This window comes from Xanthomonas vasicola pv. musacearum NCPPB 4379 (assembly GCF_000277895.2).
Taxonomy (GTDB): domain Bacteria; phylum Pseudomonadota; class Gammaproteobacteria; order Xanthomonadales; family Xanthomonadaceae; genus Xanthomonas; species Xanthomonas vasicola.
This window is the reverse complement of record NZ_CP034655.1, coordinates 2242751-2261187: the sequence shown is the minus strand read 5'-3', so window position 1 is coordinate 2261187 and position 18437 is coordinate 2242751. Positions and strand designations below refer to the sequence as shown.

Here is an 18437-nt window from a genome sequence, read left to right as displayed (position 1 = left end):
ACGTTCCACAAGAGGCTTGTCGCTATGTCCAATCCGTTGCTAGTCCGTCGTGCCGCCGTGCTCGGTGCCGGCGTCATGGGCGCGCAGATCGCCGCCCACCTCACCAATGCCGGTGTCGACACCGTGCTGTTCGACCTGCCTGCCAACGAAGGCCCGGCCGACGGTATCGTGCTCAAGGCGATTGCCAATCTCGGAAAGCTGAGCCCTGCCCCGCTCGCCAGCAAGGCGCTGGCCGAGGCGATCACGCCGGCCAACTACGAGAGTGGTCTGGAACAACTGCGCGATTGCGATCTGATCATCGAAGCAATTGCCGAGCGTATGGACTGGAAGCAGGACCTGTACAAGAAGATCGCCCCGTTTGTCTCCGAGCATGCGGTGCTGGCCTCCAACACCTCGGGCCTGGGCATCAACAAATTGTCGGATGTGCTGCCGGAACAGCTGCGTCACCGGTTCTGCGGCGTGCACTTCTTCAACCCGCCGCGCTACATGCACCTGGCCGAGTTGATCCCGGCCAAGGGCACCGACAAGGCTGTGCTCGAAGGTTTGGAAGCGTTCCTGGTCACCACGCTCGGCAAGGGCGTTGTGTATGCCAAGGACACGCCGAACTTCATTGGTAACCGCATCGGTGTGTTCTCGATCCTGTCCACCATCCACCACACGCAGGAATTCGGCCTGGGCTTCGATGAAGTCGATGCGCTGACCGGCCCGCTGGTCGGTCGCCCGAAGTCGGCCACCTACCGCACCTCGGACGTGGTCGGCCTGGACACCATGGCGCACGTGATCAAGACCATGGGCGACACGTTGCCGGACGACCCGTGGCATCATTACTTCACATCGCCGAAGTGGCTGGATGCGCTGATCGCCAAGGGCGCGCTCGGCCAGAAGGTCGGCGCCGGCATCTTCCGCAAGGTCGGCAAGGACATCGTGGTGCTGGACCTGCAGAAGCAGGATTACCGCGCCGCCGATCGCACTGCCGCACCGGAAGTGGTCGAGATCCTCAAGGTCAAGAACCCGGCGGAAAAGTTCGCCAAGCTGCGCGAAAGCCAGCACCCGCAGGCGCAGTTCCTGTGGGCGACGTTCCGCGACCTGTTCCACTACAGCGCCTTCCATCTGGCCGATATCGCCGAGACCGCACGCGATGTGGATCTGGCGATCCGCTGGGGCTACGGCTGGTCGCTGGGCCCGTTCGAAACCTGGCAGGCCGCCGGCTGGAAGCAGGTGGCGCAGTGGATTGCCGAAGACATTTCCAATGGCAAGAGCATGAGCAGCGCGCCGCTGCCGAACTGGGTGTTCGATGGCCGTGGTGGCGTGCATGGCCCCGAAGGGTCGTACAGCCCCGCGCGCGATGCCAAGCTGCCGCGTTCGGCATTGCCGGTGTACAAGCGTCAACGCTTCCCCGATCCGTTACTGGGCGAGCAGTTCTCGCCGGGCGAAACCGTGTTCGAAAACGACGGCGTGCGCATGTGGCATGACGGCGACGATATTGCGGTGGTCAGCTTCAAGACCAAGATGAACACCGTCTCCGACCACGTGCTCAACGGCTTGCAGGAAGTCGTTGGACGCGCCGAGAAGGACTTCGCTGGTCTGGTGATCTGGCAGCAGAAGGAGCCCTTCTCCGCCGGTGCCGATCTGGCCGGCGCGCTTGGCCTGCTGCAGGCCGGCAAGGTCGATGCGTTCGAAGCGCTGGTCGCCAACTTCCAGGCCACCAGCCAGCGCATCAAGTACGCGCAGGTGCCGGTGATTTCAGCCGTGCGCGGTCTGGCGCTGGGCGGCGGTTGCGAATTCCAGATGCACAGCGCCAAGACCGTCGCCTCGCTGGAAAGCTACATCGGCCTGGTCGAAGCCGGCGTCGGTTTGCTGCCGGCCGGCGGCGGCTTGAAGGAAATCGCGGTGCGTGCGTCGGTTGCCGCAGGTCCGGGCGGCGATGTGTTCGCCGAGCTGAAGAAGACCTTCGAAACCGTTGCAATGGCCAAGGTCTCCAACTCGGCGGTCAACGCCCAGGAACTGGGCCTGCTGCGTGCCACCGACAAGGTCGTGTTCAACAGCTTTGAGGCGCTGCACATCGCCAAGGCCGAAGCGCGCGCATTGGCCGAGGGCGGCTACCGCGCCCCGCTGCCGGCACGCCGCATCCAGGTCGCCGGCGACGTCGGCATCGCCACCTTCAAGATGCTGCTGGTCAACATGCTGGAAGGCCGTTTCATCAGCGAATACGACTATGAAATCGCCACCCGCATCGCCACGGTGATGTGCGGCGGCGAAGTCGATCGCGGCGCGTTGGTGGACGAAGAATGGCTGCTCAAGCTGGAGCGCAAGCACTTCGTCGAACTGGCCCAGCAGGAAAAGACCCAGGCGCGGATTGGGCACATGCTCAAGACGGGGAAGCCGTTGAGGAACTGAGATTGGTGATTCGGGAGTGGGGATTCGCGACGGCGATTCCCCAGCCCTGCACGACCTTCGCTTCCACCAAATTTATCCGCCGGGTTGGACCATTCGGACATCGGGATTGGCATTGACGAATCCCAAATCCCAAATCCCGAATCCCCAATCCCGGCAATCGGAGATAGCCATGAGCAAGCAGATCCAAGAAGCCTACATCGTTGCCGCCACGCGTACGCCAGTGGGCAAGGCGCCGAAAGGCGTGTTCCGCAATACCCGTCCCGACGACATGCTGGCGCACGTCTTGCGCGCAGTGGTCGCGCAGGCGCCGGGTATCGATCTGTCGCGTATCGACGACGCGATCATCGGTTGCGCCATGCCCGAGGGCGAGCAAGGCATGAACGTGGCGCGCATCGGCGTGCTGCTGGCAGTCTTGCCGAATTCGGTGGCCGGCCAGACCATTAACCGGTTCTGTTCGTCCGGCATCCAGGCCATCGCCATGGCGGCCGACCAGATCCGTCTGGGCAATGCCGATCTGATGCTGGCCGGCGGTACCGAGTCGATGTCAATGGTGCCGATGATGGGCAACAAGGTCGCGATGTCGCCGAGCGTGTTCGCCGACGACCATGTCGCCATTGCCTATGGCATGGGCATCACCGCCGAGAAGGTCGTAGAAGAGTGGAAGGTGTCGCGCGAAGATCAGGATGCCTTCGCGCTGGCGTCGCATCAGAAGGCCATCGCCGCAATCGCCGCTGGCGAGTTCCGCGACGAAATCACTCCGTACGAAATCCACTCGCATCAGCCCGACCTGGCCGGTAACGTCATCGCGCTGCGCAAGCGCCTGGTCGATACAGACGAAGGCCCGCGTCCGGACAGCTCGCTCGAAGGCTTGGCCAAGCTGCGCCCGGTGTTCCGTAATGGCCAGTTCGGTGGCAGCGTCACGGCCGGTAACTCGTCGCAGATGAGCGATGGCGCAGGTGCGGTGCTGTTGGCCTCCGAGCAGGCGATCAAGGATTACGGCCTGACCCCGCTGGCCCGTTTCGTCAGCTTCTCGGTCGCCGGTGTGCGCCCGGAAGTGATGGGCATCGGCCCGATCGCCGCCATTCCCAAGGCACTCAAACAGGCCGGCCTGACCAAAGACCAGATCGACTGGATCGAGCTCAACGAAGCTTTCGCCGCACAGGCGTTGGCGGTGATTCGCGACAGCGAACTGGATCCGTCCAAGGTCAACCCGCTGGGTGGCGCCATCGCGCTCGGCCACCCACTCGGCGCGACCGGCGCAATCCGTGCGGCCACGCTGGTGCACGGCCTGCGTCGTCGTCAGCAGAAGTACGGCATGGTCACCATGTGCATCGGCACCGGCATGGGCGCGGCTGGCATCATCGAAGCGCTGTAAGGCGCCTTGCGTGACTGGATCGCCCTTCCGGGTCGATCTGGTGCTGCAAGCTGTTGCTTGAGGCGTGCAAGGCCTGCGGCTACGAGTTTTTCAGCCACTTGCATCGCAATGGTCTTACCGAAAGGGCGTGCGCAAGCACGCCCTTTCGGTATTGGTCGACAACGTTTCACCGAAATTGTGTCGGACAGCCCGACACAGAACACGCCCTCTGGAAGCGCTATGCTTTCTTTGCTGATGCACCGGCACCGTCGCTGCAGCATCTGAAACTATCGATTTCGAACGCGCACACGACTGCGGATGCAGCCGCCACACGCAACAGCAATTAAGCAGCTGCGCTCAGCGCGCCACCAACCATTGACCGGTACGCGCACCCGCAAAGACCAGCGCCAGTCCCGCCAGTAAGGTCACCGCCAGATAGATGCCGATCATCGTCGAGCGATCGGTGCGCGCGAACACCAGGCACTCCATCATCAGCGACGAAAACGTGGTCAGTCCGCCGATCACGCCGACGATCAACAAGGCCCGCAGCGGCCAGCTCGATGGTCCGCGGGCATCCAGCCAGACCAACAACACACCGGCGACGAATGAACCGGCCAGGTTCACCGTCAGCGTTCCCCACGGAAAGCCGGTACCGAAGCGCTGGATCAGCGATGTACCAATCGCAAAACGCAGACCGGAACCCAGCGCGCCGCCGGTCATCGCCAGCAAAAGCTGTTGCCACCACACCGGTGCGTTCATGCGCGAACCCCGCAATCGGGAAGCGTCATCGAAGAAATAGCGTGCAACATCGGCGTCATCCATCCTGAGTCAAGAGCGATGCCGGGGCACAGACCTGCCGCCCCGGCGGGGGTGAGCAGGCATCATCAGCGCGCAGGGCGCGTGCGGTTCAAGGAGGAATGCCATCTCCTGTACGGGCGATTATGCCGTGGGTTTGCCGGCCTTGTCAGCCCGCGCCCGCGCGCGGGCCTCGCGCAGCCGATCGAGCTTTTCTTTCAGCTTGATCTCCATCCCGCGCGGCACCGGGTTGTAGTACACGCGCTCGCCCATCGCATCCGGGAAGCCGGTCTGATCCAGCGCGATGCCGCCTTCGGCATCATGGTCGTATTGATAGTCCTGGCCGTAACCCAGCGTCTTCATCAGCTTGGTCGGTGCGTTGCGTAGGTGCAGTGGCACCTCTTGCGTGCCGGTGGCACGCACTTCGGCCTTGGCCTGATTGAAGGCCGCGTAGCCGGCGTTGGATTTGGCGGTGCTGGCCAGGTACAGCACCAGCTGTGCGAAGGCCAACTCGCCTTCCGGGCTACCGAGGCGCTCGTAGATGTCCCACGCTTCCAGCGCCATGCTCTGCGCGCGCGGATCGGCCAGGCCGATATCCTCGATCGCCATGCGGGTCAGCCGCCGCGCCAGATACGCCGGGTCGCAACCGCCATCGAGCATGCGCGTCAGCCAGTACAGCGCCGCATCCGGGTTGGAACTGCGTACGGATTTATGCAGTGCCGAAATCTGGTCGTAAAACTGCTCGCCGTTCTTGTCGAAGCGGCGCGTGCGGTCGGCCAGCACCTGCAGCAGGGTTCGCGGTGTGATCTCGCCACCCTCGCCCATCGCCAGTTCCGCAGCAATTTCCAGCAGTGTCAGTGCCCGGCGCACATCGCCATCGGCGGCGCTGGCGATTTCCAGCAGCGCCGCCTCGCTGACCTGGATCGTTTGCTGGCCCAAGCCGCGCTCTGCATCGTGCAAGGCACGTTGCAAGGCTTCGACGATGTCCTGCGGCGACACGCCTTCCAGCACATGTACGCGGCAGCGCGACAGCAACGCGGAGTTCAATTCGAAGGAAGGGTTTTCAGTGGTCGCGCCGACGAACAGAATCGTGCCGCGCTCGATATGCGGCAAGAACGCATATTGCTGCGCCTTGTTGAAGCGATGTACCTCATCGACGAACAACACCGTGCGGCGGCCGCCGGCAAAACGTTGTGCGGCCTCGGCCAGCACCTGGCGTACTTCCGGCAAGCCCGACAGCACCGCCGAAATTGCCTTGAATTCGGCATCTGCATAGTGCGCCAGCAACAAGGCCAGTGTGGTCTTGCCGCAGCCAGGCGGGCCCCACAGGATCATCGAATGCACGCGACCGGATTCGACCGCACGGCGCAATGCGCTGTCCGGAGCCAGCAAGCGCTTCTGCCCCACCATTTCGTCCAGCGTGCGCGGCCGCATGCGCTCTGCCAACGGCCCCATGGCGCTGCGATCGACATGCAACAGATCAGGCGTAACCGAGTCGGGAAGTGTGTGTTTGCTCACGCTTCATTCTAACGCCTGCGACTGGTGGACGTTCCACAACGCAGTGTTCAACCATCGCGGGCAGACGCTGACATTCTCTTTCCAAGCGACCACTTCGCGCAGCTGCAACGCCACGAACGCGCAGCGCAATACTGTTATTAAGTAACCAGTGACCGCATGCATCGCTTGCATGCACCTGGCATCGGCCGCAAGCGGCGCAAGTGCCAGCGACTCGATCCGCGCACGGAGTCCACCATGCCCCGTATTCCGCTCCGCCCCTCCGCCATCGCCGCTTGCCTTCCAGGAATGGCCGAGACCATCTCGCATCCATCCAAACATTCGGCAAGGCGGCAGACGCACAACAAACTGGCGACGCCCGATCCACTTGCGTTCGAAGCAGAACTGATCCAGGCACAGGACGATCCGCTGGCTTGGTCCGCGACGCTGCTTGAGCAAGCGTCGCAGGCGAGCGTTGTCGAGCCCGGATTGAAAGCAGCTCCCAAGCGCAGACACACGCTCCTGCGGCCCTTCGGGAAGGCCGCGGAGCTACTGGGCCTGAGGAGTGGCACGCCCGAACCACACGCGACGCTGCTGCGCTATTCCTCGGCGCAGTGCGAACGGAACCGGCCAGCCGATCCATCGGACAGCGACGCCAGTGCCGCACGTCCTCCGCAAGCAGCGCTGCCGCCGCCCAATGCCACCCAGGATCTCAATGGAGCGTTGATATGCCGGCTGGAACAATCCAATCACGACTTGGCCGCACGGATTTCCCGGCGTCGCCGTGACGAATTGAAGTACGCACATGCACAGACGCTAGAGGCCGCACGCGAGCAGCTGGCACTGAGAGCCCGGCGCGCCGCCAATCTCAGCGACAGCATCAGCGGGCTGACGCGCGAACGCGCCGAGCTGCTGCAACAGCTGCATGGATGCAATGTGCAAACCGATGCGGTGTCGGCCGCGATACGCGATCTTGAGTCGAAGATTCTCTCCGCACACGCCGCGTTGCATGCGCGACCGGTCGATCCGCAGGCGCGCGCTGTCATGGCCCAGGCGTCCCCATCCTCGGTCATCACGCATCAGGGCGCCGATTCCTCACCACTGCAGCTCACCTGCACTCGCCTCGAAAATGCATTGCAGGACGCGCGCGCGCGCGGCCATGCGCAGGCCAAGGCGGTCTTCTTCGGCCGCGGCTCGGCGCAGGCAGCACAAGCACAACAAGCACTCGCGCGTACGAATGCGCAGATCGAGCAGTTACAGAGCGCGTATGCACAAGCGCGCGATGCGTTGCAGTCGGAGCAAGCAAGCAGTTCTGCCAGTGCGCCGGCACCCCGCACGCTTGCGTCTCACCTTGCCGCAGAGCAAAGACAAGAAATGCAGGTGCTGCGCACTCAGCTGGTGCGCGACGAACAGATGCTGTCCCTACAACGCGTGCATGCCGAGCGCTGCCAGCGGAATGCGCGGCGCCTACAGGAGCGCCTCGCCCAGGTCGAGGCAAAACTGCAGCAAGCGCAGCACTCGTCGCGTGTCAACACAAAGGAGTTGTGGCAGCACGAACAAACAGTCAGCGCGCTGGAAGCAGCGAACGGCGACATGCAGCGCGCGGTGGAAACTGCAGCCGCGCAGCCGCCGGCCAATGAGGCTCGGCGCGCACCTGACGATAGCGTCGCCGACGCCATGGCGGCCCTGCTCGATGCACTGCCCGGCTTTCGCGAAGACACGATCGGCCCGATGAGTCGACAGATCCTTCGCACCTGGGCTGGCGGTCTGCAGGGCCGCAGCGCTGCATTCGGGACCGACGCCTTGCAGCCAGTCGACGCATTGAACATCGCCCTTCAGGCGTTATCGATCGCCAGCGAGGGCGACGCTACGGAAGCGGCCAACGTGCTGCAACGCCTGGGCGAGGTGCAGTTGCGCGAGCTGATTCCGCCACCACAGGTCTCCAACGCTGCCGAGGCGGTCCCGCCGATGGAGGCCGTCACCACCTGCGTCGGCTTGTTGGCCAGCGTTCCGCGCGGCATGCAGGTTCTGTTGCACACTCTGTGCGAACAACCCACATCCCCAGCCAGGGAGTGGCTGGAAGCAGCGCAGGTCTATCTGCGCGCCAGCCACCGGCTTGCACTGACGCCGGACGCAGAACAGGCCGAACGCGCCTGGTTGGCCGATGCGCAAATGGGAGCGCGGCATGCCGTGCATGGTGCAACGCCGCTGCAGGGCCTGCAGTCTGCAACGGATGCCCAGCGCAGCGCATTCCATGCCTTCCGCAACGGTTATGAAACCACCCGGGCTGGTTCGCCCTATGCGCGCGTCAACGCAAGCCTGCAGATGTTTGCGCAGTGGGCGGTAGCTGGCGGCGAAACGCGGGGCAAGCGCGCCCTCAACCCCTTCAATGCGCTCAAGCTGGGAATGAAGGTCGGCGCATCTGAAGCACTGCCGACTGCTGTGCGGCGTGCCAACGACGCTTTTCGCGAAGCGGCCGGCCACTTGACCAGTTGGCTCGTTGCGCGTCGCCACACTCAATCGGCCTGTGGGCAGTTGCCGTCGCAGGATGAGTTGGCGATGCAGGCGCTGTCGGAATACGTGCAGTGGCTCCCGCACGAGCAGAACGCGACCGACCTGATCTTCACTGCCAAGGTGTTGGCCGAGATCGAACAGCGCGCTCTGGAGCTGCAGGACTCGGTGACTGCTTCGCTGAGCACGACCGATGATCGGCAACCGGCAGCGTGCCATCCGGCGATCGCGTCTGCCTGGGTTGCGCTACGTACCGGCCGCGTGCGCCTGCCGGAAACGCTGCGCCTGATCCAACGCGGCCTGCTCGACCACCCCGTACAGCCGATCGACACACCGGACGGCGCAGCGCACTTGGGTAAGGAACTGGCTTCGGTCGCGCGCAACAACTTTCATCAGGCCGTTGGTAACGCCAGCCGCTTTTTGCATGAGGGCGACACATCCCGCGTCAGGTCGCCACGTGCGCTATTTGCCTGCCTGCGCAACGTGATGGAACGATTGGAATGGCGCGATAAGCTGCGGATCACCGAGCAGCGGGTGATCGGGCTCAATACGACGCCGCTGTCGGCCGCGCTTGCCATCATCCCCAGCGGGCTGGGACTGAGACTGTCCGCAGGCGGTCAAATCAGTTCTGATCGCTCGGTGGAGATTTACATGGGCCGGACCGGGCTGTCGCTGCAGATAGGACAGCAGAAGGCACGTCAGTTCCAGGCCAGTACGGGCATTAATGCGGGCGTGTTGCTGCCGGGCACAGAACGGGCACCGGTGGGTATCACCGGAGCAGCCGACTGGCGCATCAAAAAGGAATCGGGCGTCGAACATGGCGTGCAGATCCGCGTGCCACGGCGAGGCAAAGGCCAGGAATTGGAGCAACGCGCGCAATTCCTGGCCATGTTTGAACACCTGCTGCAACTGGCTGAGCAATCCGGCGGCGATACAGCCCAGCTGACCGAGCGCGATTTTCTGGCGGAGTTGCTGGCACACCACCCCAGCATCACAGTCGGCCTGATCGGCCATGCCGAGCGCAATTCCTCGACCACCGAATCCAGCGTCAGCGTCGCCGCAGGCGTGAGGGTGGGAAACATGGACGGCCGACCGCGTCGCGCGACCCTGGGGGCTTCGCTCGGCATCAAAGCACGACGGGAAACTTCCCGTACGCAGACGCCGATCGAAGGCTACATGACGATGGTACTTAAAGATTCGAGTGCGCAATCCAGGGTAGAGATCGCAGGGCGCGCATCGGCCAGTCTCGTCGCACAGCAGTGGACGCAGCCAAGCACTGGCAATGCGCCGCCTAACCCCATCGCGCGTCTCTCCATGGCCGCGCTCGATCTCGGCTATAGCAGAGAAGTGCACTCGGCCGGCAGCAACACGTTCTCCACCTTGTGGATGTTCAATAACGAAATCGATCCTGTACGCACCGATCGTGGCTTCGAATTCTTCGACGTCGCATCGTTCGAACGGGAAGTAAAACGCAACTGGCAGTTATGGACCCACTACGGAATCTCCAAACTGCAAGGCAAGGTCGACGACCAGCGGCTCTACATGGTGGCCGAGCGACAGTTGCAGGACTTCGTCGACCGGGTCCGCATCCATATGCAAGACAACAAATTCGCCTCGCTGATCGTGGACTGGGTGTTGCAGGCAGAAGCCGCGCCACGTCTGGACGCATTGCGCGCGCAGTCCCAGCTATTGCGGGTCGCCGGATGCGAAGCGCAAGCGGCGGAAGCCGATCGCGCCTTCGATGAGCTGATCAGCAACCCAAGCATCTGGGAACCGACCATCCTGATCTTGCGCGAAAAGGGAAAACGCCAACGCGAACGCGGAATTGATTTCTTCGTCAAACGCCAGACCAACCAATCCGCCGAAGCGATGCGCACGGTCGGTCAATGGATTCCCTACGAGCCAGTCCCGTAGCGCTGCCGGCGTTGCCCTAACGGCGCGGTTCCGGTCGCGTCATAACAACTGTTGCGCTCTTGGACGCAACGACCGATCGCTACGCCACGCCGTCCTGCCGGGCATCCCACGGATGCGCTTACTGCGCGTCGCCCACCACATCCACGCCCTTGGCTGGCGTGTAACGGAAGGTGTCTGCCGCAAAGGCCGGGTTGCGCTTCCAACCGCTGAAGCTGATCGCGGTACGCTGGCCGACTGCATCCACCACTTCCATCTTGGCCAGGCCATCTTTGCCGAATCCTAACGAAGCCATCTGGAAGCTGGCGTCGGTGTCCACCTTGGGCGTCAACGACAACCATTGCAGCCCGTCGCGCGGCGCGGCTTCTTCGCTGACGTCGTACTTTTTGTCCAGAAGTGCCGGGTTGATCAATGCGACCAGCGGGCTGTTCTGTTCCTCGCTGCCTTGTGCGCGCACGGTGACCTGCTCCAGATCCGGGTCGAACACCCACACCTTCTTCCCATCGGCCACGATCAGCTGCTTGTAGGGCTTGGCATATTCCCAACGGAACTGACGCGGGGTTGCCAAGGCAACCCGCCCGCTCGAATTTTCCTTGACCTTGCCATTCGCATCGGTGACGCGCTGGCTGAACTGTCCATCCAGACCCTTCAAGCCACGCGTGAAGGTGTCCAGCTCCTGGCGCGCCCCGGCAATGGCGGTGCTGGCGAGCAGAGCAGTGGCAAGGACGGCATAACGGAGCTGGCGATGCATCGCGGTTTTCCAGAAGGACATGCGTGGATTCTGATACTTCATAGATGAATGGGCGAGCGCTATTGCACGGGATGTTCAGATGGAGGCGCGTGCGCGGCGATTTGGCTCAGTGCGCTGTCTGCACCTTGGACAAATCGCCATACACGATCTGCCCGCGAAAGCCGCGCCGCACCTGCTGGTACAACTCGCGGAACGCGCGGTAATCCTGCGGCTGGCACAACGCCTGCGGCCCACGCACGGCGGCGCGCTGCAGGCGATGCACGGCGGTTACCGTCTGCCCATCGCGTTTCCAATCGACCACATATTCGCCAGCGGCATTGCGAAAGGTACTGCTGCGCGGGATGGCGATGATCGGCACCGTGTCGGGAAAGCTCACCACATAGGTCTCTTCGCGCACGCTGTCGTTGCAGTAGAACGGGGTCAGATTGTCTTCGGCCGAGGTGGTGGTGTAGATCGCGCGGATCGATTCGGCACCCGGCATGTCCGGCAAGGTCATGCCGCCGACCACGGAAAAATCCACCGCATCCTTGGCCTGGAAGGTGTAGCGATAATTGAATGGCGCATCCAGATCCAGCGGGTCGCCCTGGATCAGCAGATCGCCGGTGCCGTCGAAACCGGACTGAGCAAGGATCGACTCTTCGATGCGGTTGCGATTCTGCGCATTGAGCTGCACGAACATCGCGCGCAGGCCCACTTCGCCGGTCTGCCCGCTGTCGAGCGTGGTCATGCCCTGCAGGCCCCCTTGCGGCGCGAATCGGTATTCGGTGCGGGCAACATAGCGATTGACCTTGCGGTCGTTCGGCGGCGTCTGCGTGACCTTGCCGTCGCGCGTATGCACCACCGGCGCATCGAGATCGCCGGCAGGCAACTGGCCGAAGCGCGCATATGGGTTGGTCGAATCGACATACAGATCGAACGCGGGAATGTAAGTGATGGCGTGATTGAAGCGGCCCAGCACCGGAATGTCCGGCAGCGTCGGCCCGCCCTCGGCGCCGATCAGCACCGGCGTGCTGGCAATGCCCTTGGCCGCAAGCAACGCCTCCAGAATCACGGTGTGGTCTTTGCAATCACCGTAATGGTTGGCCAGGATGCTGCCTGCACTGTTGGGTTCCAGCCCGCCATTGCCCAGATACACCGCGACATAGCGGATGTTGCGCGCGACCCAGGCATACAGCGCGGCTGCCTGCACACGCGGTGCGTCGATGCCGCGGGTCACCTCATCGGCCAGCGCCTGGATCGCCGGCGTCACCGCAGCCGCGCGCCCGCCTTTGACGTGATACGCCAGGCCCATCTGCGACCAGCTATCGAAGGTGCTGGCCATCAAGGTGGGGCTGAACTCCCAGGTGGCCGCGCTCCAGTTCTGGTTTTTCATCGGCGCGGTGCGCTGGTAGCGCCACTCCCAGCGTGCCTGGTCGCCACGCACTACCGGCTTGTTGCTGCCCTGCAGCCCGCGCGCGGAAAGATGCATCGGCAGCGACTTCGGCGCGACCAGCGTGACCACCGCGTCGTCGTACTGCGCGAACACGCTGAAGGTCTCCCACAAGCTGAAGTAGCCGGGGAAATACGGCGTGTTCTGCGCGCGCCGCACCCGGTAGACAATGCGCGCGCCCGGCGCCAGATTCGGGAACACCACCACCTTGACCTTGCGGTCGGCATACATCGCCGCCGAGGCGCTGGAATAGCTTTCCTGGGTGTAGATCTTGTCGGCCGCCACATCCTGACGCAGCCCTTCGGCCGTGACGGTATACGCCTGCAGCACTTCCAGCGTTTCCATCTTTTCGCTGTAGCTCAGCCGGACCTGACTGAACTGCTCCACCGCCGATTTGGTGTTGAGCAGAATCTCGTACTCGTCGGTCTCCACGCTGCTGGCATCGGCACGCACTTCATAGTCGGCGCGGTAGCGCACGAAGCTGTAGTTGGTGTCGGCCTGCGTGCGCGCCACAGCAGCTGTGGGCGCGGACCGTTGCTCGGCCTGGGCCTGGGCGAGCAACGGTACGCAGATGAACAGCACAAGCAACAACAAGGGACGATGCAACATGGGTCTCGATCACGGCGGCCGGCGCGGCCCTCACGCACAGGGTAGCCGTTGTGCCCGGCAATGACAGGCACGGACTTCCAACAATGCCGCATTGATGCACGCGGTAGCCTTCTTCAATCAGTAACACATCCGGCAGCGTGCACCGATACCGCAGGCACTTACTTCGGCGGCGGCGGCGCCAACACGGTGCGGTCGCCGTTGTGCTCGGGCGGGCTGACCACGCCGGCCGCTTCCATCGCTTCGATCAGACGTGCGGCGCGGTTGTAGCCGATCTTCAAACGCCGCTGCACGCCAGAGATCGACGCACGCCGGGTCTCGGTGACGATGCGCAAGGCTTCGTCGTACAAGGGGTCGGATTCGTCGCCACCGCCGCCACTGCTTTCCGGCAAGCCGGTCGCACCAACCACGGTGCCATCGCCCATGGTCTGCACTTCGTCCAGCACGCCTTCGACGTAGGACACCGGCCCGCTGGCCTTGAGATGTTCGACCACGCGATGCACTTCTTCGTCGCTGACGAACGCGCCATGCACGCGGTCCGGCAATGCGGTGCCCGGCGGCAGATACAGCATGTCGCCGTTACCCAGCAGCGCCTCGGCCCCGGATTGGTCGAGGATGGTGCGCGAGTCGATCTTGGAACTGACCTGGAACGCCACGCGGGTCGGGATATTGGCCTTGATCAAACCGGTAATCACGTCCACCGACGGCCGCTGCGTGGCCAGGATCAAATGGATGCCGGCTGCGCGTGCCTTCTGCGCCAGGCGGGCAATAAGTTCTTCTACCTTCTTGCCGACAATCATCATCATGTCGGCGAATTCGTCGATGAAGATGACGATGAACGGCAATGTCTCCAACGGCCGTGGCGCTTCGCCCAGCTCCGGGTTCGGCTTGAACAGCGGGTCCATCATCGGCTGACCGGCATCGATGGCGTCCTTGATCTTCTTATTGAAGCCGGCAAGGTTACGCACGCCCACCGCGCTCATCAGTTTGTAGCGACGCTCCATTTCGGCCACGCACCAGCGCAGGCCGTTGGCGGCCTCCTTCATGTCGGTGACCACGGGCGCCAGCAAATGCGGGATGCCCTGATAGACGCTCAGTTCGAGCATCTTCGGGTCGATCATCAGCATGCGCAGTTCCTTGTGCGAAGCCTTGAACAACAGGCTCAGCACCATCGCATTGACCGCCACCGACTTGCCCGAGCCGGTGGTACCGGCGACCAGCAAATGCGGCATGCGCGCCAGGTCGGCCACGGTCGGCCGGCCGGCAATGTCCTTGCCCAGGGCCAGCGTCAGCGGGCTGGCCGACTTGTCGTATTCCTTGGAGCGCAGCAACTCGGAGAGGAAGATCATCTCGCGGCTGACGTTGGGAATTTCCAGGCCAATCACCGACTTGCCGGGAATCACGTCCACCACACGCACCGACTTCACCGACAACCCGCGCGCGATGTCCTTGTCCAGCGAGCTGATCTGGCTGACCTTGATGCCCGGTGCCGGTTCGATTTCGAAGCGGGTGATCACCGGGCCCGGATAGGCCCCAACCACCTGCGCTTCGATGCGGAAATCCTTGAGCTTGAACTCGATCTGCCGCGACAGCGTTTCCAGGGTTTCTTCCGAATAGCCCTTGGCCTGTGGCTTGGGGTCGTCCAGCAACGCCAGCGGCGGCAGGTCTGAACCGTCGGTGCTGACGCCCTGGAACATCGGGATCTGGGTATCGCGCTTGGCGCGCTCGCTTTTTTCCACCACCGGTGCCGGCGGCGGCTCGATCTTCACCGGTTCGCGCTTGGCCTGCTTGACCGCATCGACCTTGCGCACTTCCTCGCGTTCCTCGCGCATCACCCGGGTCTGCTGCCACTCGGTGGCCTGATGGGTCTTGCGCTGCATCAGCGGCCCCAGCGCCAGCACCCATTTGCCGATGCGCTCCATCACCGCAAACCACGACAAACCGGTGGCCAGGGTGATCGACACCAGCAGCAGCACCAGCACGAACAGGTTCGCGCCCAAGGCGCCGAAGCCGGAGCTGAGCGAGCCGGCCACCAACTTGCCCAGGATACCGCCGGCCTCGGCCACTTCGCCCTGGAACAGGCGCAGGTGCAGGAAGCCGGTCGAGGAAATCAGGAAGCCCACCATGCCGACCAGGCGCAGCGCCGGACCCAGGTCGCTCTGGCTTTGCTCCTCGCGCTCGCCGATCAGGGCGATCCACGCGACCGCCCCCAATAGCACCGGGAGCAGGAAGGCCACATAGCCGAACAACTGCAGCAGCACGTCGGCCGCCAGCGCGCCGAACCGGCCGCCCATGTTGTGGATGGGCGCAATCAGATTACCGGTGCGCGACCAGCCCGGGTCGGTCGCCGAATAGGTGAACAGGCTGGCCAGCAGATACAGCAGCAACGGCGCCACCGCGATCAACGCCAGATCGCGCCAGAGCTTCTGCCGCCGCGGATTGTCCGCCACCGCCGCCTTGCGCGCCGACGGTTTGCCCTCTGCGGGCTTGCTGCTGCGTTCGGGAACCTGCTTTGCCACCTGTAGCCAGACCTTAGAAAAATGCTGTTAGTGTTTGATAATAAACGACTGAGGCCACGGTTTCAGCAGTTGCATGCGCACCGATGACCCAGCTGCACAACGCTTAACGAAAAACGCCGCACAAGGCGGCGTCGAGCACGTGGATTGGGCGGACCATGCCATCTGCGGTTCAAGCAGTTCCATCGCGCCGCCTTGATTCACCGGGTGGGGACCGCCACTCTATGCCGCCACAGGGGCGCGAATTACTTCGCCTGCCCTACCAATTCCTAGATCGCGAGTATACATGAGCGCCTCTTCTGCCAGTCCCGCCAAGCATTCCCGCCTGCTGATACTGGGCTCCGGCCCGGCCGGCTGGACCGCCGCGGTCTACGCCGCCCGCGCCAATCTCAAGCCGGTGGTCATTACCGGCTTGCAGCAAGGTGGCCAGCTGATGACCACGACCGAAGTGGACAACTGGCCGGGCGACCCCCACGGCCTGATGGGCCCGGACCTGATGAGCCGCATGCAGGCGCATGCCGAGCGCTTCGAGACGGAGGTCATCTTCGACCACATCCACACCGCAGACCTGTCGCAACGCCCGTTCCGGCTGATCGGCGACGGCGCCGAGTACACCTGCGACGCGCTGATCATCGCCACCGGCGCCACCGCCAAGTACCTGGGCATCCCCACCGAAGAAGCCTTCAAAGGCCGCGGCGTTTCCGCCTGTGCCACCTGCGACGGGTTCTTCTACAAGGACCAGGACGTGGTCGTGGTCGGCGGCGGCAACACCGCGGTCGAAGAGGCGCTGTACCTGTCCAACATCGCCCGCAAGGTCTACCTGGTGCACCGCCGCGACACCCTGCGCGCCGAGAAGATCATGCAGGACAAGCTGTTCGCCAAGGTGGCCGCCGGCAAGATCGAAACCGTCTGGCACCACGCCATCGACGAGGTTCTGGGCAACGATGCCGGCGTCACCGGCGTGCGGGTCAAGTCCACCATCGACGGCAGCACCCGCGACATCGATGCGCACGGCTTCTTCGTCGCCATCGGCCATCACCCGAACACGCAGTTGTTCGATGGCCAGCTGGCGATGAACAACGGCTACCTGGAGATCCGCTCCGGCCTGAACGGTGCGGCGACCGAAACCTCGGTGGCCGGCGTGTTTGCCGCCGGCGACGTGGCTGACCAGCACTACCGCCAGGCGATCACCTCGGCTGGCTTCGGCTGCATGGCCGCGCTGGACGCCGAGCGTTTCCTCGACAAGAGCGCCTGAGATGGCGCCTGATTGCCGGCCGCGCCACGCGGCCAGCATCGCCGGCGGGCCGACCACATGACCGTGTCCGCTCGCTGGTGCCGCCAGTTGGACGAACTTCCGGCTGGCGCCTGGGATGCGCTGCACGATGGCACGCACCCCTTCATCAGCTACGCATTTCTGCAAGGCCTGGAACGCGAGGGCTGCCTGCGCCCGGATTGGGGCTGGAACCCGCTGCACCTGACCTTGTGGGAAAGCGACACTCTGGTCGCCGCGGCACCGGGGTATCTGAAGAACAACTCGCATGGCGAGTTCGTGTTCGATCACGCCTGGGCACATGCATATGCGCGCTACGGGCAGGAGTACTTCCCCAAGTGGCTATGCGGGGTGCCCTACTCGCCCGTCACCGGCCCGCGCCTGCTCGGTGCGCCCAAGTGGCGTGGCTACCTGCTGGCAGCGATGCGCGAGTTGGTAGAGCACAGCGGGCTGTCATCGGCACACGTGAATTTCTACCCAGCCGATGAACACGCCGCCTTCGATGCCGACTGGCTGGAGCGCAACGACCTGCAATACCACTGGCACAACGTCAGCGGCTGGAGCGACTTCGAGACATTCCTGGCGGCGATGGACCACAAGCGGCGCAAGAACATCCGCCAGGAGCGCGCCAAGGTGCAACGCGCCGGCGTGCAACTGCGCGTGGTGCATGGCAATGAAGCCAGCGACGCCGATCTGGACGCGATGTATGGCTTTTATCTCAAGACCTTCAACGAGTACGGCAACTCGCCCGCGCTGACGCCCGAGTTCCTACGCCATCTTGCGCAGCATCTGCCGCGCAAGATGGTGATGTTTCTGGCCGAGCTCGACGGGCGACAGATCGCCGGCGCGCTGTGCCTTCGCGGGCAGGACACACTTTACGGCCGCTATTGGGGTGGCAAAGCGCTGCCCGGCCTCCATTTCGAAACCTGTTACTACCAGGGCATCGAATACTGCCTGCGCGAAGGCCTCACTCGCTTCGAACCGGGTGCGCAAGGCGAGCACAAGATTGCGCGCGGCTTCCTGCCGACCCTGGTGCGTAGCCGGCACTGGATCGCCGACCCGGGTTTTCGCGAACCGCTGGCACAGTGGTGCGCAGACGAGCGTGATGCCGTGGCCCGACACGCACGCGACCTCTCCGAGCACAGCCCGTTTCGCGATTGATTCAAGTCAGCGGGTATTAGCGGCGCTGATTGAATGCGCACGATTGCGCCGCCCTGTGTATGCGCGGCGCATCACTGCGAGCTGCATCGCACGTACGCAGCGCCACCAACTAATCGCAGCCAGCCGTAATCGAATGAGCGCGAACAGCGAGCAGGAGTTGGAGCGTGTGCGTGGAAGTGCCGAGGCTGAGGATCGTCCTCAGCCGCGCCTAGCGGTAAACCAGTCGTTTTATCAGCTGCTCT

Annotated in this window: 10 protein-coding genes and 1 riboswitch; of the genes, 5 read left to right on the top strand and 5 right to left on the bottom strand. The window is 63.7% G+C overall.

Going from position 1 to position 18437, the window contains the following annotated elements:
* The first annotated feature begins 24 nt into the window (after positions 1-24).
* On the top strand, positions 25-2397 hold the full coding sequence (locus tag KWO_RS10525; RefSeq protein WP_017112863.1) for a 3-hydroxyacyl-CoA dehydrogenase/enoyl-CoA hydratase family protein: 2373 nt from the start codon (positions 25-27) through the stop codon (positions 2395-2397).
* A 169-nt stretch (positions 2398-2566) separates the two neighbouring features.
* The gene (locus tag KWO_RS10520) at positions 2567-3772 is read left to right on the top strand and encodes an acetyl-CoA C-acyltransferase (protein ID WP_017112864.1); all 1206 of its coding nucleotides are present in this window, start codon (positions 2567-2569) and stop codon (positions 3770-3772) included.
* Positions 3773-4108: 336 nt separating this feature from the next.
* On the opposite strand, the gene crcB is transcribed toward KWO_RS10520, so the two are convergent.
* Entirely contained in the window at positions 4109-4510 is a 402-nt protein-coding gene (gene crcB / locus KWO_RS10515; protein WP_017114189.1) for a fluoride efflux transporter CrcB, read from the bottom strand.
* A gap of 109 nt (positions 4511-4619) precedes the next feature.
* Positions 4620-4688: riboswitch (Fluoride riboswitch) on the bottom strand.
* A gap of 2 nt (positions 4689-4690) precedes the next feature.
* Positions 4691-6064 carry a replication-associated recombination protein A gene (locus KWO_RS10510; protein ID WP_010380801.1) on the bottom strand — a complete coding sequence of 458 codons (1374 nt, stop codon included), beginning with the start codon at positions 6062-6064 and terminating at the stop codon, positions 4691-4693.
* Between the two features lie 234 nt (positions 6065-6298).
* On the opposite strand from KWO_RS10510, the gene xopZ reads away from it, so the two are divergent.
* Positions 6299-10465, top strand: coding sequence for a XopZ family type III secretion system effector (gene xopZ, locus KWO_RS10505; protein WP_010380804.1), 4167 nt, complete (start codon positions 6299-6301; stop codon positions 10463-10465).
* 118 nt (positions 10466-10583) lie between these two features.
* Here xopZ and lolA read toward each other — a convergent pair whose 3' ends face one another.
* The 3 genes from lolA to KWO_RS10490 form a co-directional block, all read right to left on the bottom strand.
* Positions 10584-11255: an outer membrane lipoprotein periplasmic chaperone LolA gene (lolA, locus tag KWO_RS10500; protein ID WP_017112868.1), complete on the bottom strand. Its 672-nt coding sequence runs from the start codon at positions 11253-11255 to the stop codon at positions 10584-10586.
* Between the two features lie 64 nt (positions 11256-11319).
* Positions 11320-13251: a DUF3857 domain-containing transglutaminase family protein gene (locus KWO_RS10495; protein ID WP_010373562.1), complete on the bottom strand. Its 1932-nt coding sequence runs from the start codon at positions 13249-13251 to the stop codon at positions 11320-11322.
* Between the two features lie 158 nt (positions 13252-13409).
* On the bottom strand, positions 13410-15767 hold the full coding sequence (locus tag KWO_RS10490) for a DNA translocase FtsK (protein ID WP_010380806.1): 2358 nt from the start codon (positions 15765-15767) through the stop codon (positions 13410-13412).
* Positions 15768-16050: 283 nt separating this feature from the next.
* On the opposite strand from KWO_RS10490, the gene trxB reads away from it, so the two are divergent.
* Together trxB and KWO_RS10480 are read left to right on the top strand one after the other, a co-directional pair.
* Positions 16051-17019: a thioredoxin-disulfide reductase gene (gene trxB, locus KWO_RS10485; protein ID WP_003482910.1), complete on the top strand. Its 969-nt coding sequence runs from the start codon at positions 16051-16053 to the stop codon at positions 17017-17019.
* 57 nt (positions 17020-17076) lie between these two features.
* The gene (locus KWO_RS10480; protein ID WP_010380809.1) at positions 17077-18195 is read left to right on the top strand and encodes a GNAT family N-acetyltransferase; all 1119 of its coding nucleotides are present in this window, start codon (positions 17077-17079) and stop codon (positions 18193-18195) included.
* Positions 18196-18437 lie beyond the last annotated feature (242 nt).